This window comes from Pseudomonas sp. NFPP07 (assembly GCF_900115645.1).
Lineage (GTDB): Bacteria > Pseudomonadota > Gammaproteobacteria > Pseudomonadales > Pseudomonadaceae > Aquipseudomonas > Aquipseudomonas chlororaphis.
This window is the reverse complement of the sequence record NZ_FOXG01000007.1, coordinates 363,557-383,187: the sequence shown is the minus strand read 5'-3', so window position 1 is coordinate 383,187 and position 19,631 is coordinate 363,557. Positions and strand designations below refer to the sequence as shown.

The window sequence follows — 19,631 nt, the reverse complement described above, 5'->3', positions numbered from 1 at the left end:
GGCCAGAGGCTGCGTTAAGATCCCCGGGGCGGCGAGCCTGCGCTCCACTTCCACCTTCGAGGAATATTCATGTCCACCCCCAGCATGACGCTGTTCCACAACCCGGCATCACCTTATGTGCGCAAAGTCATGGTGCTGCTGCACGAGACCGGCCAGCTGGACCGCGTGGCCCTGCAAGCCAGCCAGTTGACCCCGGTGAACCCGGACACCGCCCTCAACCAGGACAACCCGCTGGGCAAGATTCCCGCCCTGCGCCTGGCCGACGGCAACGTGCTGTACGACAGCCGGGTAATCCTCGATTACCTCGACCAGCAGCATCTCGGCAACCCGCTGATCCCCCGCGAAGGCTCGGCCCGCTGGCGGCGCCTGACCCTGGCGGCCCTGGCCGACGGGATCCTCGATGCCTCGGTGCTGATCCGTTACGAACTGGCCCTGCGCGCCCCCGAGAAACACTGGGAGCAGTGGCTCGACGGCCAGCGCGACAAGATCCGCCGCGCCCTGGCCGTGCTCGAGGCCGATGCGATCGCCGAACTGGCCAGCCACTTCGACATCGCTTCCATCAGCGTTGCCTGCGCCCTGGGTTACCTCGATTTCCGCCACCCCGACCTGCGGTGGCGCGATGCCCAGCCCCAACTGGCGGCCTGGTACGCCGAGGTCAGTCGACGCCCTTCGATGCTGGCGACCCAGCCGCCGGTTTGAAGCCTCCCACCTGAAGCATGGTGGTGGCCGCGCCGACCCTATCGCGAGCAAGCTCGCTCCTACAGGTACTGCGCTGTTCCATGTAGGAGCGAGCTTGCTCGCGATGGCCGCCCCACGGAGCTTCAGGCAACAACCCGACTATCCATGCCAGCAAGGCTTCCGCTGCCTGCTGGTCCTCGCGCAACCCCAACGACCTACTCATGGGCCACCTGCGCCTCGAATGTCAGCGGCTGGGCCGGTTTGGCCTGGCCTACGCCGTACCAGTCGAGTTTGCGGGTCAGCACCATGAACACCCCCAGCAGGCCGAACAGCAGCAACGAGCCCATCAGCAGCGCGTAATCCTCGGCGCTGAGCAAGCCGTACAACAGGCCATACAAAGCGGCCAGGCCAGCGGCGAAACTCAGGCCGTGGCCCAGGCTGCGCAACACATGGCTGACGTAGAAACCGATCAGCGTCACGCAGGCACCGGCCGAAAGCAGGTAGGCCAGGGCGAAGCCGATGTGCTCCGACAGCGACAGCAGCAACAGATAGAAGAACGCCAGGGCCACGCCCACCAGGGCGTATTGCACCGGGTGCACCGCCAGGCTCTTGAGCACCTCGAAGAGGAAGAAGCCGGCAAAGGTCAGGGTAATGAACAGCAGCGCGTATTTGATCGCCCGGTCGCTCTTGAGGTACTGGTCCACCGGGTCGATGAAACTCACGCCGAAGGAGCGGTTCTTGAATTCCTTGCACTGCCCGCTGGCCAGGCAATTGATCAATGCGCTTTCCAGGTTGGTGGAGAAGAACGAGGTCTGCCAGTTGGCGGCGAAGCCCAGGTCGGAAATCTCACGCTGGGCCGGCAGGTAGTTGCCGATAAAGCTCGGATGAGGCCAGTCGGCACGCAGGCGCACCTTGCTGGTCTTGCCCACCGGCAGCACCTGCAACTGGCCGGTGCCTTGCAATTGCAGATCGAAGGCGAAGTCCAGGTCGGTGCTGCGCTTGCCGTCCAGCAGCGGCAGGTTGACGTGTACGCCCTCCCCGAGCCAGTCAATCCGGCTGCCGGGCGCGAAAGGCAGGTTCTGCCCGTTCAGTTCGAGGGCCAGCGCTTGTTCGATGCCGCGAATGTCGCTGATGCCCACGGCGAGAAACGGCTGCTCGAATTTGTAGTCGACGAAGTCTTCCTTGATCCCCAATTGCTCGGGCAGCGCAAACTGGCCGCTGATGCGGTTGTTGGCATGGAACAGCCGGGCCTGGTAGATGCCCCGGGCGCGCAATTCGGTCCGCACCTGGCCGTCGAGTTCGAAGTGCTCCGGCAGGAAATACAGCTGCCCGCGTTCTTCTCCCTGTTCCTGGTAACGCGTGTTGGTCTTCTCGTTGGTTTTCCAGGTGCGCACCACCTTGCGATAAGGCACCACCAGCAGCGGGCCGCTCAGTTGCTGGCTGTAGCTGGAGCTGCGGGCGATGTCGGTCAGCACACCGTCGCGCAGTTCCTGGCGCTCTTGGATCAGCCCGTCGATCATCAACAGCGGGACCAGCAGCCCCAGGATCAAAAGGGCGATAGCCCCAAGCTTTATGGTCAGATTGCGATTCATGGGTTTTCTCCCTGTTCGAATGAGGGAGAGTCTGGGCAGCCCATGTGGGGGTTTTATGGGGGCTGTGTGGAGACTGTGTGGAGATTGCGGTTCTGTCTTTGCAGGAACAGCCGGCCAACGACTGACAACCTGTAGCCGCTGGCGCAGCCTGCGATCGACTGCGCAGCGGTCGTAAAACCAGCCGGCACGTTTTTCCAGGTGAATCGCAGGTTCAGGGTTTACGGTCGCTACGTCGGAATGCCGCCCAAACCGGGCGCAGCCTCGCGGGCTCGGCAGCGGCTACATGGACTGCGCGCATCCTGTAGCCGCTGGCGAAGGCTGCGATCGGTCTGCAAAGCAGCCGCAAAACCGTACACGCAGGCAATCAGGCCGGGAACTGCAAGGTCACTTCAACGCCCCCGGCCACGTTGCCGATCCGCATCTGGCCGCCATGCAGCTGCACCACCTCTTCGACGAAGTTCAGCCCCAGGCCGGTGCTTTTGCGCCCGCTGTCAGGCCGTGGCAGGGAGTAGAAACGCTCGGTCAGGCGCGCCAGGGCGTAGTCCGGGATGGGCTCGGCCTGGTTGAACAGGCTCAACCGCAGCTGGTCGCCCACCCGGCTGGCGCTCACGCGCAACACACCACCGGCGGGGGTGAAATCCAGGGCGTTTTCCAGCAGGTTGCCCAGGGCCTGGCGCAACAGGAATGCCTCTCCCGACAGCTTCAGCCCCGGGTCGATACGCTGCTCGACCTGCAGGCCCTTGCCCTCGATCCGTGCCTTCTGGCTGTCCAGTACCTGGTTCGCCAGGTCCGCCAGCGGCACCGCTTCCCGTTCTTCCAGGCCATGGCGCTGCTCGACCAGCGCCAGGTTCAGCAAACGCTCGATCAAGTGCTGCATGCGCGCGCTTTCGCTGTCGATGTTGCTGACGAAACGTGCGCGCTGCTCGCCGGGCATATCGCTCTGCAGCAGCTCCGCCGCCCCGCGAATCGCCGCCAGCGGGCTTTTCAGTTCGTGGGTCAGGGTGTGCACATAACGCTCGACATAGGCCTTGCCCTCCAGCTGGGTGCGCATGTCCTCCACCGCCGTGGCCAGCTGTTCCAGCTCGCCGCCGCGATAGTGCGGCAGCTCGGCGCGACGGCCTTCGCTGACCGCCTGGGCATAACCGGTCAGGCGGCGCAGGGCAGCGCTCAGCCACCAGGACAGCAAGGCGCCGAACAACAGGCCCAGGCCGATCAGGCCGGCGCCGTACCACAGCAGGCGGCGCTCGGTGCGGTCGACATAGGGTTGCAGGGAACTGTTGGGCTTGGCCACGGTGACCACGCCGATGATCCGGCCGTTGTCGCGAATCGGCGCGCCGACATGCATCACCGAAGAGTTCGGGTCATCGGCCACGCTGCGCGAGGAGCGCGCGCCGTATTGGCCACGCAGGGTCAGGTACACATCGTTCCAGCGCGAATAGTCCTGGCCGACCGCCAGGCCACTGGAGTCCAGCACCACCTTGCCCTCGGCGTCGGTGACGTAGATGCGGTGGTTGACCTGGTTCTTCGGCAGGCCCCAGATGGTCGCCGCCGGCTGCCGCTCGCCATAAGCCTTGAGCAACTGCGGCCAACGGTTCTCGCTGAGGGTGCCGGCCTTGAAGTCATCGCGCAGGATTTCCGCCAGCAGGTTGGCGGTGTCCACCAGGGTTTCCTCGGTGGACTGGCGCACGCCCGGGCGGATTTCTTCCATTACGGTGCTGAGCACGAAATAGCCGGTCAGGCCGACGAACAGAACGTAGACCAGGAAAATCCGGATTCCCAACGGCATCAGCTGTGCCCCGGGCTGTAGCTGTAGCCCAGACCGCGATGGGTCTGGATCGGCTCGGCATCGGCCACCACCAGGCGCAGCTTGGCCCGCAGGCTCTTGATATGGCTGTCGATGCTGCGCTCGTAGCCGGCATCCGCCGCCACGCCCAGGGCATCGAGCAACTGCTCGCGGCTGAACACCCGCTCGGGTTGCTCCAGCAGGCAATGCAGCAGGCGGAACTCATGGCGGGTCAGGCTCAGCAACTGGCCGCGGTAGCTGATCTGGAACTTGTCGGTATCGATCTGGAACGGCGAGGCCGGCGCCTCGACCACCGCCCGCGGCGCCATGCGCTTGAGGATGGCCTTGACCCTTGCGGCGACCTCGCGCGGGCTGAAGGGCTTGACCACATAATCGTCGGCACCGATTTCCAGGCCCACCACCCGGTCGATTTCCCCGTCCCGGGCACTGAGGAACATCACCGGCACCTCGCTGAAGCGCCGCAGTTGCTTGCAGGTTTCGAAGCCGCTGATGTCCGGCAGGCCAATGTCGAGAATCAGCAGGTCCGCCGGTGTATGGCGCTGATAGTCCAGCGCCGCCTGCCCGAGATTCAGCCAGGTGGTGCTGAAACCTTCACCCTGCAGGGCAAAAATCAGCGTATCGGCAATCGCCGCTTCGTCTTCGACAATCAGGATATGAGGCATGGCATCCAAGCACGGGAAGTAAGTGCCAGAACGGTGCCGGATGCCTCATGCGCCGTCAATCAGCAGTCGGGCTTGTCCGCGGTATAACGCCGGGCCGGGTTCACCGCCGCGCCGAACTCACGCAGGGCCTTGGCGCCGATCAGCAGCGGATAATTGAAGCTGCTGCGGTCGGTCAGGTTGACCTCGACGGTGCGTTTGACGTTGCCCAGGCACATTTCCAGGTCGACCACCGGCCGCTTGGCCACCTGGGCCTCTTCCTTGTCTTCGTCTTCATCGGCGCGGCTCTTGATCTTGCTGATCCGCGCCACCTTGTGTTCGTAGACCTTGCCGTCGGCATCCTTGGTCGCCAGGCGGAAACGCACCCACTCCTCGCCATCGCGGGTGAAGGTCTCGATGTCCTTGGCCGACAGCGAGGCGGTCAGGGCGCCGGTGTCCATCTTGGCCTTGAGGGTTTCGCCGATTTCCGGCAGTTGAATGTATTCGTAGCGCCCGTAGAGGGTCGGCTCGGCGGCCATGACCGGCAGCGCCAGCAGGGACAGGAGTGCAAGGACGGATTTCACGTGAGCAGGTTCCTTGGAAAGTGGGCAGCAAGATTTTAGACCGTGGCCGGGCAATTGGTTCGGCCCGCGAGAAAACCCGCAGCCGCCACGGTCGGCGAAATTGACCGCCAGCATATCCCGGTATACGTGAAACATTCGTCAGCACATCAGGATTTGGCCAGCCCGGCGAAGGTGCTTATCATGGCGCGCCCAAAGGTTTTCAAGAGTTCCTTATGCGCCGCCTGCTCACCGGCTGTTTCGTCACCCTGCTGCTGTTGCTCAACACCCTGGTCCTGTTCGGGCCGCTGATGGTGTTCGCCCTGCTCAAGCTGGTCCTGCCAGGGCGCCTGCGCGACCATGCGTCGAAGGCGGTGATGTGGATTGCCGAAACCTGGGCCGAAATCGACAAACTGATCTTCGCCCTGTGCATTCCCACCCAGTGGGATATCCGCGGCGGTGACGAGCTGCGGGGCGACACGTCTTACCTGGTGATCAGCAACCACCAGTCCTGGGTCGACATCCCGGCGCTGATCCAGACCCTCAACCGCCGTACCCCCTTCTTCAAGTTCTTCCTGAAAAAAGAGCTGATCTGGGTGCCCTTCCTCGGCCTCGCCTGGTGGGCCCTGGATTACCCCTTCATGAAGCGCTACAGCAAGGCGTTCCTGGCCAGGAACCCGGAGCTGCAAGGCAAGGACCTGGAAATCACCAAGGCCGCCTGCGAGCTGTTCAAGCGCCAGCCGGTCACCGTGGTCAACTACCTGGAAGGCACCCGCTTCACGCCGGCCAAGCGTGAGCAGCAGCAATCCCCTTTCAAGCAGTTGCTCAAGCCGAAGGCCGGCGGCGTGGCCTTCGTGCTGGCGGCCATGGGCGAACAGCTCGACGCCATCCTCGATGTGACGGTGGTCTATCCGCAGCAGAAGATTCCCGGTTTCTGGGACCTGATCAGCGGCAACGTGCCGCGGGTGATCGTCGATATCCAGACCCGTGAGCTGGACCCGGCGTTGTGGCAGGGGGATTACGAAAACGATCCGGCGTTTCGCCAGACTGTCCAGAACTGGGTCAACCAGCTCTGGACCGAAAAGGACCAGCGCATCGACGCCTTGCGCGCCGAGCGCCGTTGATCAACTGCCGCTGCCGACGCCCCAGATCCCGCCCAGGCTGTTGAGCAGCGAACCGCCCACGCCCTGCTGACCCAGGTATTGCAGGAGCACCGGGGCGAACTGGCCGATCATGCCGCTGTCCATGCCCAGGGCGCTGAACGCGCTGTTCAGGTCATTGGTGTTCTGCACGTTACCCAGCGCACTCTCTAGGCCGGCGGCCTTGTTGCCACCGCTCTGCCCCAGCAGGCCACTCAAGGCGCCCAGGCTGCCCAGCGCGTTGCCGCCCGAGAGCTTGTCCAGCCCCGGAACGCTTTTGCTCAGTTGCGAGTAGTCGGTGCTGCTCAGCTGGTTCTTCGCCAGGCCCAGCATCGCGCCGGTACCGCCGATGGCCTGCTCCGGCGTGACATCCAGTTGCGAGAGTGCACTGAGCAGATTGGCGGTCTGCGAGGTTGGAGCGGCAGCGGCGGCCTTGTCGCCACCCTGCATGCTGGACACCGCATTGGCGGCATCGCTCAGGCTGAAGCCTGCGGCAAAAACCGGGCTGGCTCCCAGGGTCAGCAACGTAGCCAGTGCAACACTGCGGGAAATTTTCATCGAGACAACCTCTTGAGCATGAAAACCACCCGATATTGGGTGGGAAAAAGCAGCCATTTGACTGGTGGCCAATAGGAATGTTCCCGGTCGCCGATCACAGATCACCACAAGGTTACCTCCCCAGCGCGAAACCAGGTTTTCCGAAGATCGACCTTTAGCCCCGCACGACAAAACCTGAATCAATGTCGAGCAGGTTTTATTGCGGGCAAGCTCGCTTCTACAGCGCAGAAGCGGCCCCTGACCGATAACCTGGCAAAGACGTTTCTGAAAAGTCTCAGCATGGTCCCCATGCAACCGGGTCTATGATTTCGCTGTTTTCGTCAAAGCAGCCATAGCAAACCACAATGAAAAAAATCCTGTATCCACTCTTGGCCATTGCACTCATCTCCATCGTGGCCTGGCGCGTCTGGTCACCGGTCGATGATTTGGCCTGTGCGGGCCAAACCGTAGCCAACGGCCCGCTGACCCGTTTCGTTACCGACTACTTCAAGCAAGGTAATGAAAGAGCCTGGCAAGAAGACACCAACGTCTTCGATATCCTCGCCGAACCCACGGCCAGCAGCATCACCCAGCAGCCGCAAGCGTATTACTGCGAAGCGCTCGGTCTGCTTGAAAGCCCGACACGCACACAGTCGGAGAAGGTCTATACCTCGATCCTGATGCTGAAGCTGCCCATCAACCATTACCTGAGCCTCATGGATCACAGCCACAGGTTTTATAAAGAGGGGCGGATCGATGACACAGTGCTGGGGTTTGTCCTTAAACCCAGAGGAACCGCACTCAACTATTGGTGGCTTCCGCAATGGCGCTCCCGCTTCAACCGAGATGCGCCGTCTGTGTTCCCTCCACCCGATATTGCAGAAATACTGTCCGGGAAATACTGGCTCCACTATCCAGGCGCAGGTTTCTGAACATCGAAAACAGGCATAAAAAAGGGCGACCCGAGGGTCGCCCTTTTTACTGCGTCAAAGCCTTAGGCCGCACTGAACAGCTTGTGCGGGTCGATGACGAATTTCTTCGGCACACCGGCATCGAACTCGCCGTAGCCACGTGGGGCGTCGTCCAGGCTAATGACCTGCACGCCGACCACTTCGGCGATGTTGATGCGGTCCCACATGATGGCTTGCATCAATTGGCGGTTGTACTTCATCACCGGGGTCTGGCCGGTGTGGAAGCTGTGGGACTTGGCCCAGCCGAGGCCGAAGCGGATGCTCAGGCTGCCCATCTTGGCCGCGGCATCCACCGCGCCCGGGTCTTCGGTGACGTAGAGGCCGGGAATACCGATCTTGCCGGCGACCCGTACCACACCCATCAACGAGTTGAGCACCGTGGCCGGCGCTTCGTGCTGGGCACCGGAATGGCCATGGCCGCGGGCCTCGAAGCCCACCGCGTCGACCGCGCAATCCACTTCCGGCTCGCCGAGCAGCGCGGCGATCTGTTCGTGCAGCGGGGTGTCCTTGGACAGGTCGGCGATTTCAAAGCCCTGGGCCTTGGCGTGGGCCAGGCGTACCGGGTTGACGTCGCCAACGATCACCACCGCCGCGCCCAGCAGACGGGCGGACGCAGCCGCGGCCAGGCCCACCGGGCCGGCACCGGCGATGTAGACGGTGCTGCCCGGGCCAACGCCGGCCGTCACCGCGCCGTGATAGCCGGTCGGCAGGATGTCGGACAGGCAAGTCAGGTCGCGGATCTTCTCCATGGCCTTGTCGCGGTCCGGCAGCTTCAGCAGGTTGAAGTCGGCGTACGGCACCAGCACGTATTCGGCCTGGCCACCGGTCCAGTCGCCCATGTCGACGTAGCCGTAGGCACCGCCGGCGCGAGCCGGGTTGACGGTCAGGCAGACCCCGGTGTGTTGCTCCTTGCAGGAACGGCAGCGCCCGCAAGCCACGTTGAACGGCACCGAGACCAGGTCGCCGAGCTTCAGGTTCTCGACGTCGCTGCCCTTCTCCACCACCTCGCCGGTGATTTCGTGACCCAGGACCAGGCCGACCTGGGCAGTGGTACGGCCGCGCACCATGTGCTGGTCCGAACCGCAGATATTGGTGGATACCACGCGCAGGATGACGCCGTGCTCAATCTTCCTACCGCGCGGGTCCTGCATTTTGGGATAGTCGATTTTCTGTACTTCGACCTTGCCATTGCCGAGATACACGACACCACGATTACCAGACATGCTTTCACCTCGCTGTTGTTTTTATGAAACCGCGTTGCCGGAAAAAGGCAGCGCGTAGAGTGCTCGGGTACAGATGCTGTTTCGTTCTTCAAAATCGCTTCGCTGTAGCCGCTGCCGCAGGCTGCGATAAGTCCGGGCCACGTTGGTCGAAGGGCCCTCAAGAGCGGCGCCCCCTACGGGGTCGATCGCAGCCTTCGGCAGCGGCTACGGGTCATAGAACCACTGTTCGATTGGCGTTGAGGAACACCCGCCGTTCGATGTGATAACCCACGGCCCGCGCCAGGGTCAGGCCTTCGATATCGCGCCCCTTGGCGATCAGGTCCTCGGGGTAATGACTGTGGTCCACCACTTCCACGCCCTGGGCGATGATCGGGCCCTCGTCCAGGTCGTTGTTGATGTAGTGCGCGGTGGCGCCCACCAGTTTCACGCCCTTGTTGTAGGCCTGGTGATAAGGCTTGGCGCCCTTGAAACCGGGCAGCAGGGAGTGGTGGATGTTGATCGCCTTGCCATCGAGCTTGCGGCACAGCTCCGGCGACAGCACTTGCATGTAGCGCGCAAGGATCACCAGTTCGGCGCCGGAGTCCTCGATCACCTGCCACACCTGGCGCTCCTGGGACGGCTTGTCGTTGGGGTCCAGGGGGAAGTGGTAGTACGGGATCTGGTGCCAGTCGGCCAGGGGCTTGAGGTCCGGGTGGTTGGACACCACCGCCACCACGTCCATCGCCAGTTGGCCGATGCGCTGGCGGTAGAGCAGGTCGTTGAGGCAGTGATCGGCCTTGGAGACCATGATCACTACTTTCGGCCGATGCTGCGGCGGGGTCAGTTCGACGTTCATGTCGAAAGCCCGGGCGCGCTCGGCCAGACCGTCGCGCAGGCCCTGCTCGTTGAAATTCTCGGGCTGGCGGAATTCCACGCGAATGAAAAAACGCGCCGAAAGCCGGTCATCGAAAGAATGGTGCTCGGTGACGTAGCAGCCCTGCTCGAACAGAAAGCGGGTCACCGCGTCCACCGTGCCGAGCACGCTGGGGCAGTCGGCGGTGAGAATCCAGGTATCGGGTGCGCGGCTCATGCGGGGTGACTCCTGTTCGTAAGTACACTTCTGTAGCCGCTGCCGCAGGCTGCGATCGACCCCGAAGGGGGTGTGCCCTGCAGAGCCTCGGAAGGCCCTGCGGGCCTTCATCGCAGCCTGCGGCAGCGGCTACAGGGATTCGCGTCAGGCCTGGACGCTGAGGCCGTATTCGGCGGCGGCATCCTGCAGCCACAACCACCAGTAATCGGAGAAGCTGCGGCGGATCACCAGTTCCCAGGTGTCTTCGCCCATGCGGCGGATCACCAGTTGCGACTTGGCGAACACAGTGCCGACGGCCTTGCCCACCGGGAAGTTGTTCGGGTGCACGTCGTAGCTGGTGGACTTCATCAGCACTTGGCGCACGTTCGGGCCGGACAGTTCGAGAATCTGCTGGCCGCCACTGACGTTGACGATCTGGATGTGCAGGTCGCCCAGCGCTTCGCGCAGTTTTTTCTCGGCGGCGAATTCTTCGCCGCTCGGCACCACCAGCAACCACTCGTCCGGCCCCATCCACTGCAGGCTGGTTTCGCCCTTGGCGACCACGGTCAGGGCCACTGGCAGCTCCAGGCCCAGGGCCTTGTGCACGCCGGCAGCGAAGGTCGGGTCATGAGCATCGCCACGGATGGTCAGGTGGCCGAGGAGTTTCTTCTCGCGCAGGGTCACGCCTGCGTTCTTGCGGCCCTTGCCCACCAGGCTGGCGAGGTCGGCATGGTGCAGCGACGACTCGGCTTTGGCGCCAGTGGTCGGGCGCTGTTGGTAAACGTTGACTGCGGTCATAGAGCACCTGTCTTGAATTCTGTTGTGCGAAAACCACCGATCCCGTAGCCGCTGCCGAAGGCTGCGACAGGCCGGGGTCGCGCCCGACTCGAAGAACCTTCCTGCGCCCTCGAAAGCGGCGCCTGCTTCGCAGTCGTACGCAGCCTGCGGCAGCGGCTACATGGATCTTTGTTAAACGTTCTGGCGATCGCCTTTCGGATCGAAGAACACCGAAGAAACGATTTCCGCCTCGATCACCGTGCCGTCGGCCAATGGCGCGAACACCCGCTCGCCCATCCGCTTCAGGCCGCCCTTGACCACACCCATGGCAAACGAATAACCCAGGGAGTTATGGGCGTAGCTGGAGGTCACGTGACCGACCATGCTCATCGGGATCGCCTGCTTGGTGTTGAACACCAGCTGCGCGCCTTCCGGCAGCCACTGGTTCGGGTCGATCGGTTTCAGGCCCACCAGCTGCTTGCGCTGGTCGCGCACGCAGTCTTCGCGGTTCATGCCACGCCAGCCGATCCACGAGAACGGCTTGGTGCGACCGACGCACCAGCCCATGTTCAGGTCGTCCGGGGTCATCGAGCCGTCAGTGTCCTGGCCGACGATGATGAAGCCCTTCTCGGCCCGCAGTACGTGCATGGTTTCGGTGCCGTACGGGGTCAGGTTGTACTTCTTGCCGGCCTCGACGATCTGCTCCAGCACGCCCATGGCGTAGTCGGCCTGGACGTTGACTTCGTACGACAGCTCACCGGTGAAGGAAATGCGGAACACCCGCGCCGGCACGCCGCCCACCAGGCCTTCTTTCCAGGTCATGAACGGGAAGCCGTCCTTGTCCAGGTCGATGTCGGTGACTTCGCTGAGCAGCTTGCGGCTGTTCGGCCCGGACAGGGTCATGGTCGCCCAGTGGTCGGTGACCGAGGTGAAGTACACCTTGAGGTCCGGCCATTCGGTCTGCTGATAGATCTCCAGCCATTGCAGGACGCGCGCCGCGCCGCCCGTGGTGGTGGTCATGATGAAATGGTTTTCGCCGACGCAGGCGGTCACGCCGTCGTCGAAGACCATGCCGTCTTCCTTGCACATCAGGCCGTAGCGCGCCTTGCCCACGTCGAGCTTGGTCCAGGCGTTGGTGTAGATGCGGTTGAGGAACTCACGAGCGTCCGGGCCCTGGATATCGATCTTGCCCAGGGTCGAGGCGTCGAGCAGGCCGACGCTGTCGCGCACCGCCTTGCACTCGCGCTTGACCGCGGCATGCAGGTCTTCGCCATTCTTCGGGAAGTACCAGGGGCGCTTCCACTGGCCGACGTCCTCGAACTCGGCGCCGTTCTTCACGTGCCACGCATGCAGCGCGGTGAAGCGTACCGGCTCGAAGATGTGCCCGCAGTGACGGCCGGCCACGGCGCCGAAAGTCACCGGCGTGTAGTTCGGACGGAACATGGTGGTGCCCATCTGCGGGATGCTCACGTTCAGCGAGCGGGCCGCGATGGCCAGGCCGTTGACGTTGCCGAGCTTGCCCTGGTCGGTACCGAAGCCCAGCGCGGTGTAGCGCTTGACGTGCTCGACCGACTCGAAGCCCTCGCGGGTCGCCAGTTCGATGGCGGCGGCGGTGACGTCGTTCTGCAGGTCGACGAATTGCTTGGGTGCCCGCGCGGTGCCTTTTTCATGGGGCACCTGGAACAGCGCCAGGGTCGGCTCTTCCACACGGCTCAGGGCCTTGGGCAGTACCGCTTCCACGGCCTTGAAACCCGCTTCGCTGGCGGCGCGCACGCCCCCTTCGAAACCGTCGGCCAGGGAATCGCCGAGGCCGTAGACGCCGTTGATGCCGCCGACGCACACGCGTTTCTGCGGCGCTTCGCCCGGTACGAAACCGAGGATGTCTTCACGCCAGATCGGCTTGCCGCCCAGGTGCGACGCCAGGTGCACCACCGGGCTGTAGCCGCCGGAGCTGGCAATCAGGTCGCAGTCCAGCCACTCGCCTGGGCTGGTGACCTTGTGGGCCTTGACGTCGATCGCCGCGACGCGGGCGCCGGTCACATGCTTGCTGCCACGGGCTTCGATCACCGCACTGGAGGTGAGGATGCGAATGCCCTTGGCGCGGGCTTCTTCCACCAGCGCGCCACGTGGGTTGTGACGGGCATCGGCGATGGCCACCACTTGCAGGCTGGCGTCGAGCCAGTCCAGGGCCACACGGTAGGCATGGTCGTTGTTGGTGCTCAGCACCAGCTTCTTGCCCGGTGCCACGCCGTAGCGGCGCACATAGACCGAGACCGCGCCGGCCAGCATGTTGCCCGGCACGTCGTTGTTACCGTAGACCAGCGGACGCTCGCAGGCGCCGGTGGCCAGCACCACGCGCTTGGCGCGCACCCGGTGGATGCGCTGGCGCACCTGGCCGATTGGTGCGCGGTCGCCGAGGTGGTCGGTCAGGCGCTCGTGAATGGTCAGGAAGTTATGGTCGTGGTAGCCGTTCACGGTGGCCCGTGGCAGCAGGATCACGTCCGGCAGCGACTTCAGCTCGGCGACCACGGTGGCGATCCACTCGGCCGCCGGCTTGCCGTCCAGGCTTTCGCGGCTGTCCAGCAGGCTGCCGCCGAATTCTTCCTGCTCGTCGGCGAGGATCACCCGCGCACCGCTGCGCGCAGCCGCCAGGGCCGCGGCCAGGCCGGCAGGACCGGCGCCGACGATCAGCACGTCGCAGTGCTGGTTCATGTAGTCGTAGGTGTCCGGATCGTTCTCGGTCGGCGAGCGACCCAGGCCCGCGGCCTTGCGGATGTACTTCTCGTAGGTCATCCAGAACGATTGCGGGTACATGAAGGTTTTGTAGTAGAAGCCCGGTGGCATCAGCTTGCCGCCGACCTTGCCGAGAATCCCCATCATGTCGTTGTTGACGCTCGGCCAGCCGTTGGTGCTGGTGGCGACCAGGCCCTGATACAGCGCCTGTTGGGTGGCGCGCACGTTAGGGATCTGGGTGGCCTCGGTGGCGCCGATCTGCAGCACCGCGTTCGGCTCTTCGGCACCGGCGGCGAAAATGCCGCGCGGCCGGGAATACTTGAAGCTGCGACCGATGATGTCCACGCCGTTGGCCAGCAGGGCGGCGGCCAGGGTGTCGCCTTCAAAGCCTTTGTAGGTCTGGCCGTTGAAGGTGAAGCTGAGGACTTTGTTGCGGTCGATGCGTCCGCCGTTGGACAGGCGATTGGACTGGCTCATACCTTCTCTCCCAGAGCCTGCGTGGCCGCTTTCGGGCTATCGGTCTTGTCGGTGAATTGTGGCTTGGTACCGATCTTGTAGGTTTCGAGAATCTCGTAGGTCACGGTGTCGCGGGTGGCGTTGAAGTACTGACGGCAGCCGGCGGCATGGATCCACAGCTCGTGGTGCAGACCGCGAGGGTTATCGCGGAAGAACATGTAGTCGCCCCACTCCTCGTCGGTGCAGTTGTTCGGGTCCAGTGGACGCGGGATATGCGCCTGGCCGGACGAATGGAATTCCTCTTCGGAGCGCAGTTCGCCGCAGTGAGGACAGAAGATGTGCAACATAGGGATTTCTCCTGTTAGTGGGCGACAGCTGCAGCGCCGTGTTCATCGATCAGCGCACCGTTGTGGAAACGGTCGATGGAGAAAGGTGCGGCCAGCGGGTGCATTTCACCCTTGGCCAGGCTCGCGGCGAATACGTTGCCCGAGCCAGGTGTTGCCTTGAAGCCGCCGGTACCCCAACCGCAGTTGAAGAACATGTTCGGCACCGGAGTCTTGGAAATGATCGGGCAGGCGTCCGGGGTGGTGTCGACGATGCCGCCCCATTGGCGGTTCATGCGCACCCGCGAAAGGATCGGGAACATCTCGACGATGGCCTGGATGGTGTGCTCGATCACCGGGTACGAACCGCGCTGGCCGTAGCCGACCCAGCCGTCGATACCGGCGCCGATCACCAGGTCGCCCTTGTCGGACTGGCTGATGTAACCGTGCACCGCGTTGGACATGATCACGCTGTCGATGATCGGCTTGATCGGCTCGGACACCAGTGCTTGCAGCGGGTGCGATTCGATCGGCAGGCGGAAACCGGCGAGCTTGGCCATGTGCCCGGAGTTACCGGCGGTGACCACGCCGACGCGCTTGGCGCCGATGAAGCCCTTGTTGGTTTCCACGCCGATGCACACACCGTTTTCCTTGCGGAAGCCGATCACTTCGGTCTGCTGGATCAGGTCCACGCCCAGAGCGTCGGCGGCGCGGGCAAAGCCCCAGGCCACGGCGTCGTGACGGGCCACGCCGCCACGGCGCTGGACGGTGGCGCCCAGCACCGGGTAGCGGGTGTTCTTGGAGCAGTCCAGGTACGGAATCTCGTCCGCCACCTGCTTGGCGTTGAGCAGCTCGCCGTCCACGCCGTTGAGGCGGTTGGCGCTGACCCGACGCTCGGAATCACGGATGTCCTGCAGGGTGTGGCACAGGTTGTAGACGCCGCGCTGGGAGAACATCACGTTGTAGTTGAGGTCCTGGGACAGGCCTTCCCACAGTTTCATCGCGTGTTCGTACAGGTGCGCCGACTCGTCCCACAGGTAGTTGGAACGCACGATGGTGGTGTTGCGCGCGGTGTTACCGCCGCCCAGCCAACCTTTCTCGACCACGGCGACGTTGGTGATGCCGTGCTCCTTGGCCAGGTAGTAGGCGGTCGCCAGGCCATGCCCGCCACCGCCGACGATGACCACGTCGTAGACCTTTTTCGGGGTCGGCGTGCGCCACATGCGCTGCCAGTTTTCATGGTGGCTGAGGGAGTGCTTGAAGAGGCCGAAGCCCGAGTAGCGTTGCATAGTCATTTACTCCAAAACCGCACTCAGCGATAAACCGGGAAGTCCGCGCACAGGGCCGATACCTGACGAGCGACATTGGCCTCGACATCGGCATCGCCGAGGTGGTCGAGGATGTCGCAGATCCAGCCGGCCAGTTCCACGCACTGGGTAACCTTGAAGCCGCGGGTGGTCACCGCCGGGGTGCCGATACGCAGGCCGGAGGTCACGAACGGCGACTGTGGATCGTTCGGCACGGCGTTCTTGTTCACGGTGATGTGGGCGCGCCCCAGGGCGGCGTCCGCATCCTTGCCGGTGAGCCCCTGACGGATCAGGCTGACCAGGAACAGGTGGTTGTCGGTGCCGCCGGACACTACATCGTAGCCGCGTTTGATAAATACGCCGGCCATGGCCTGGGCGTTGTCGATCACTTGCTGCTGGTAGGCCTTGAAGCCAGGCTCCAGCGCTTCCTTGAAGCACACCGCCTTGCCGGCGATCACGTGCATCAGCGGGCCGCCCTGGGCGCCCGGGAAGACCGCGGCGTTGAGCTTCTTCTCGATTTCTTCGTTGGCCTTGGCCAGGATCAGGCCGCCACGCGGACCGCGCAGGGTCTTGTGGGTGGTGGTGGTGACCACGTCGGCGTAAGGCAGCGGGTTCGGGTACAGGCCAGCGGCGACCAGGCCGGCGACGTGGGCCATGTCGACGAACAGCAGCGCGCCGACCTTATCGGCGATCTGGCGGAAGCGTGGGAAGTCGAGGGTCTTGGAGTAGGCCGAGAAGCCGGCGACGATCATCTTCGGCTTGCACTCGACGGCCAGGCGCTCGACTTCGTCGTAGTCGATCAGCCCGGTGTTGGTGTCGATGCCGTACTGCACGGCGTTGTACAGCTTGCCCGAGGACGACACCTTGGCGCCGTGGGTCAGGTGGCCGCCGTGGGCCAGGCTCATGCCCAGGATGGTGTCGCCGGCTTGCAGCAGGGCCAGGTACACGGCGCTGTTGGCCGAGGAACCGGAGTGCGGCTGGACGTTGGCGTAGTCGGCGCCGAACAGTTGCTTGGCGCGTTCGATGGCCAGGGCCTCGACCTTGTCCACGTGCTCGCAGCCGCCGTAGTAGCGTTTGCCCGGATAACCTTCGGCGTACTTGTTGGTCAGGCCGCTGCCTTGCGCTTGCATCACGCGCTTGCTGGTGTAGTTCTCCGACGCGATCAGCTCGATGTGATCTTCCTGACGTTGCTCCTCGGCATTCATGGCCGCCAGCAGTGCATCGTCATAACCCTGGATTTGGTCTTGCTTGCTGAACATCGCGTCTCTCCCAGCGGCGGCGGTGCGCCTTTCGTCTCGGTGAGGCACGTACCCTGCGGTAGTGCCCTTTGGATGCGATGGTATGACCGGCGCTGACCGGCCAAATGCCTATGGACGCCACGCAAAGGTGCGTTTACGACATGGCCTGGCGCAGAGAGACAATTGCTTGCGGGCGCCACGCGCCGAAGGCTCTATATCGGTGGCTTGCCCGCGACCGCCAGCCCCCGCCACCGACCAGTGGCGCCACAGCTTTCGGGTTGGCGTGTCGCCTCTGTAGCCGCTGCCGAGCCCGCGAGGCTGCACTCGAGGACGCAGTCCTCGCAAAACCTGAGCACGCGATATGCCTGGAAGAACAGGTTGCCTGGTTTTACGACCGCTCCGTGGCCGAGCGCAGCCTCGCCAGCTCGGCAGCGGCTACAGGACGTTCGTAGCGACAACGGTTCGCCGTCAGGCCAGCAGGTTGCGCAGCATCAGCAGCAGGAGGAAATGCCCGGGGTACAGCAGATAGGCCCAGCGCCGCATCGGTGGCGGCGAAAAACCGCGCATCCGCCGCAGGATCGCCAGCCCCAGCCACGGCGCCAGCACGCAGGCGAGCAACGCCCAGGCCGCCACCTGATTACCCAGGCGCGCGGCCGGCAGCAGGCTTTGCCACTGGTTGGCCGCCAGGCACAGCAGCCCCGGCAGCAGCGCCCAGTACCAGCGGCGCTGCAGCACCAGCAACATCGCCAGCGGCAGCAAGACGCCGAACAGGCCGAACATCAGGTACCGGTCGAACAGCCCGCCGAGCAAGGCCGCGCCGATCCCCAGCCACAGCGCCAGCCCGCCGCGACGCTGCCAGGCGCGGGCCACCAACAGCCCCAGGGCCAGGGTCGGCAGCACATTCAGGGTGTCGGGGTCGGGAATGTACAGCCGGTACGGCACCTCGCTGAGCAGGCTGAACAGCAGCAGCCAGCCCAGGTAACGCCATTGCCCAGCCCCCTCGCGATCCACCGCGCCGGCCCGCGCCACATTGGCCGCCAGCGCCAGGCAGAACCAGGGAAACGCCAGGCGCCCGGGCACATACAGCAGATCGAGGCTCCAGCCGACGTAGCGCAGGTGATCGAGCACCATGCTCAGCAGCGCCAGCCACTTGAGCAGGTCCAGGGCGCCATCGCGCCGGGCGGCCAGCGGGGTCAGCATCGGGTCTGGCATATATCCTCATGGCCTGTGCATTTTTCACCCATAAACAGAGCCTGTGCTCCCCCCTCAATCTTGGGTAAAGTGGCGCTCCACCGATCTCTGCGGGGCCTGCGCTGTCCTGCTGGCCCAGACCTCGTTGCGGACGCTTTACCCAAGGGCTCCTTACCCAGGAGCGCCTTATCCGGAGCCCTTTATCGAAGGACTCCCCTTTCGGACCCTTAGCACGGAAGACGGCCATGACCGACAAGAGCCAACAATTCGCCAGCGACAACTATTCCGGCATTTGCCCCGAGGCCTGGGCGGCCATGGACCAGGCCAACCGCGGCCACGAGCGCGCCTATGGCGACGACCAGTGGACCGCGCGCGCCGCCGATTATTTCCGCAAGCTGTTCGAGACCGACTGCGAGGTGTTCTTCGCCTTCAACGGCACCGCCGCCAACTCCCTGGCCCTGTCGTCGCTGTGCCAGAGTTACCACAGCGTCATCTGCTCGGAAACCGCCCACGTCGAAACCGACGAATGCGGTGCCCCGGAATTCTTCTCCAACGGCTCCAAGCTGCTGATTGCCGGCACCGAGAACGGCAAGCTGACCCCGGACTCGATCCGCGACATCGCCCTCAAGCGCCAGGACATCCACTACCCCAAGCCACGGGTGGTGACCCTGACCCAGGCCACCGAGGTCGGCAGCGTCTATACCCCGGAAGAAATCCGCGCCATCAGCGCCACCTGCAAGGAACTGGGGCTGAACCTGCACATGGACGGCGCGCGCTTCTCCAACGCCTGCGCTTTCCTTGGCTGCTCGCCCGCCGACCTGACCTGGAAAGCCGGGGTCGACGTACTGTGCTTCGGCGGCACGAAAAACGGCATGGCGGTGGGCGAGGCGATCCTGTTCTTCAACCACAAGCTGGCCGAAGACTTCGACTACCGCTGCAAGCAGGCCGGCCAGCTGGCCTCGAAGATGCGTTTTTTGTCCGCGCCCTGGGTCGGCCTGCTGGAAAACGACGCCTGGCTCAAATACGCCCGCCACGCCAACCATTGCGCGCAATTGCTGGCCGAGCTGGTGGCGGACATTCCAGGGGTGGAACTGATGTTCCCGGTGCAGGCCAACGGTGTGTTCCTGCAACTCTCGGAACCGGCCATCGCCGCGCTGACCGCCAAGGGCTGGCGCTTCTACACCTTCATCGGTAAAGGCGGCGCGCGCTTCATGTGCTCGTGGGACACCGAAGAAGCGCGGGTCCGCGAACTGGCCGCGGACATTCGCCAGGTCATGGCCGGCTGAATGCCCTCGTCGGCCTGCCGCCTCCTGTCGAGATCGGGAGCGGTGGGCCGGCGCTGCGTGACATCAGTTCACAAATTCCTGAACTGATTATTTCCCTCCACTGATTCAACATCACAGGCGTATATCCGAG

At 64.0% G+C, this 19,631-nt stretch carries 17 protein-coding genes; 4 read left to right on the top strand and 13 right to left on the bottom strand.

Annotated features, from left to right (window positions below):
- Nucleotides 1-69: 69 nt before the first annotated feature.
- Nucleotides 70-699, top strand: a complete 630-nt coding sequence (locus tag BM019_RS20140) for a glutathione S-transferase (protein ID WP_092419571.1) — start codon at nt 70-72, stop codon at nt 697-699.
- Nucleotides 700-893: 194 nt separating this feature from the next.
- Here BM019_RS20140 and creD read toward each other — a convergent pair whose 3' ends face one another.
- The 4 genes from creD to BM019_RS20120 all read right to left on the bottom strand — a co-directional run bounded on the left by creD (nt 894) and on the right by BM019_RS20120 (nt 5,296).
- Nucleotides 894-2,270 carry a cell envelope integrity protein CreD gene (creD, locus tag BM019_RS20135; RefSeq protein WP_092419568.1) on the bottom strand — a complete coding sequence of 459 codons (1,377 nt, stop codon included), beginning with the start codon at nt 2,268-2,270 and terminating at the stop codon, nt 894-896.
- Between the two features lie 364 nt (nt 2,271-2,634).
- On the bottom strand, nt 2,635-4,056 hold the full coding sequence (gene creC / locus BM019_RS20130; protein WP_092419565.1) for a two-component system sensor histidine kinase CreC: 1,422 nt from the start codon (nt 4,054-4,056) through the stop codon (nt 2,635-2,637).
- Entirely contained in the window at nt 4,056-4,736 is a 681-nt protein-coding gene (gene creB / locus BM019_RS20125; RefSeq protein WP_092419563.1) for a two-component system response regulator CreB, read from the bottom strand. Before creB ends, creC begins: the two co-directional genes overlap by 1 nt.
- A 59-nt stretch (nt 4,737-4,795) precedes the next feature.
- A complete protein-coding gene (locus BM019_RS20120) occupies nt 4,796-5,296 on the bottom strand; it encodes a retropepsin-like aspartic peptidase RloA2 (protein ID WP_038575213.1) in 501 nt (166 codons plus the stop codon).
- A 212-nt stretch (nt 5,297-5,508) separates the two neighbouring features.
- Between BM019_RS20120 and BM019_RS20115 the strand changes: the two genes are divergently transcribed.
- Nucleotides 5,509-6,396 carry an acyltransferase gene (locus tag BM019_RS20115; RefSeq protein ID WP_007926017.1) on the top strand — a complete coding sequence of 296 codons (888 nt, stop codon included), beginning with the start codon at nt 5,509-5,511 and terminating at the stop codon, nt 6,394-6,396.
- On the opposite strand, the gene BM019_RS20110 is transcribed toward BM019_RS20115, so the two are convergent.
- Nucleotides 6,397-6,969, bottom strand: a complete 573-nt coding sequence (locus BM019_RS20110) for a DUF2780 domain-containing protein (protein WP_092419560.1) — start codon at nt 6,967-6,969, stop codon at nt 6,397-6,399.
- A 344-nt stretch (nt 6,970-7,313) separates the two neighbouring features.
- Between BM019_RS20110 and BM019_RS20105 the strand changes: the two genes are divergently transcribed.
- Nucleotides 7,314-7,880, top strand: a complete 567-nt coding sequence (locus BM019_RS20105) for a hypothetical protein (RefSeq protein ID WP_092419557.1) — start codon at nt 7,314-7,316, stop codon at nt 7,878-7,880.
- Nucleotides 7,881-7,942: 62 nt separating this feature from the next.
- Here the strand turns inward: BM019_RS20105 and fdhA are convergent, their stop codons facing one another.
- From fdhA to BM019_RS20065, 8 genes are all read right to left on the bottom strand, one after another.
- Nucleotides 7,943-9,142, bottom strand: a complete 1,200-nt coding sequence (gene fdhA / locus BM019_RS20100) for a formaldehyde dehydrogenase, glutathione-independent (RefSeq protein WP_009045939.1) — start codon at nt 9,140-9,142, stop codon at nt 7,943-7,945.
- A 211-nt stretch (nt 9,143-9,353) separates the two neighbouring features.
- On the bottom strand, nt 9,354-10,211 hold the full coding sequence (gene purU, locus BM019_RS20095) for a formyltetrahydrofolate deformylase (protein WP_007926386.1): 858 nt from the start codon (nt 10,209-10,211) through the stop codon (nt 9,354-9,356).
- Nucleotides 10,212-10,355: 144 nt separating this feature from the next.
- Nucleotides 10,356-10,988 carry a sarcosine oxidase subunit gamma gene (gene soxG / locus BM019_RS20090; protein ID WP_092419554.1) on the bottom strand — a complete coding sequence of 211 codons (633 nt, stop codon included), beginning with the start codon at nt 10,986-10,988 and terminating at the stop codon, nt 10,356-10,358.
- Nucleotides 10,989-11,159: 171 nt separating this feature from the next.
- A complete protein-coding gene (locus BM019_RS20085) occupies nt 11,160-14,177 on the bottom strand; it encodes a sarcosine oxidase subunit alpha (RefSeq protein ID WP_092419551.1) in 3,018 nt (1,005 codons plus the stop codon).
- Nucleotides 14,174-14,503 carry a sarcosine oxidase subunit delta gene (locus BM019_RS20080; RefSeq protein ID WP_007926380.1) on the bottom strand — a complete coding sequence of 110 codons (330 nt, stop codon included), beginning with the start codon at nt 14,501-14,503 and terminating at the stop codon, nt 14,174-14,176. The genes BM019_RS20085 and BM019_RS20080 overlap by 4 nt, the downstream gene beginning before the upstream one ends.
- A 14-nt stretch (nt 14,504-14,517) precedes the next feature.
- Nucleotides 14,518-15,768, bottom strand: coding sequence for a sarcosine oxidase subunit beta family protein (locus BM019_RS20075; protein ID WP_007926378.1), 1,251 nt, complete (start codon nt 15,766-15,768; stop codon nt 14,518-14,520).
- 23 nt (nt 15,769-15,791) lie between these two features.
- Nucleotides 15,792-17,045 carry a serine hydroxymethyltransferase gene (gene glyA / locus BM019_RS20070; protein WP_009045942.1) on the bottom strand — a complete coding sequence of 418 codons (1,254 nt, stop codon included), beginning with the start codon at nt 17,043-17,045 and terminating at the stop codon, nt 15,792-15,794.
- 447 nt (nt 17,046-17,492) lie between these two features.
- Nucleotides 17,493-18,236, bottom strand: a complete 744-nt coding sequence (locus BM019_RS20065) for a TraX family protein (protein ID WP_092419547.1) — start codon at nt 18,234-18,236, stop codon at nt 17,493-17,495.
- A gap of 224 nt (nt 18,237-18,460) precedes the next feature.
- Here BM019_RS20065 and BM019_RS20060 point away from each other — a divergent pair, with 224 nt between their 5' ends.
- Nucleotides 18,461-19,501, top strand: coding sequence for a threonine aldolase family protein (locus tag BM019_RS20060; RefSeq protein WP_007926372.1), 1,041 nt, complete (start codon nt 18,461-18,463; stop codon nt 19,499-19,501).
- The last annotated feature ends 130 nt before the right edge of the window (nt 19,502-19,631 follow it).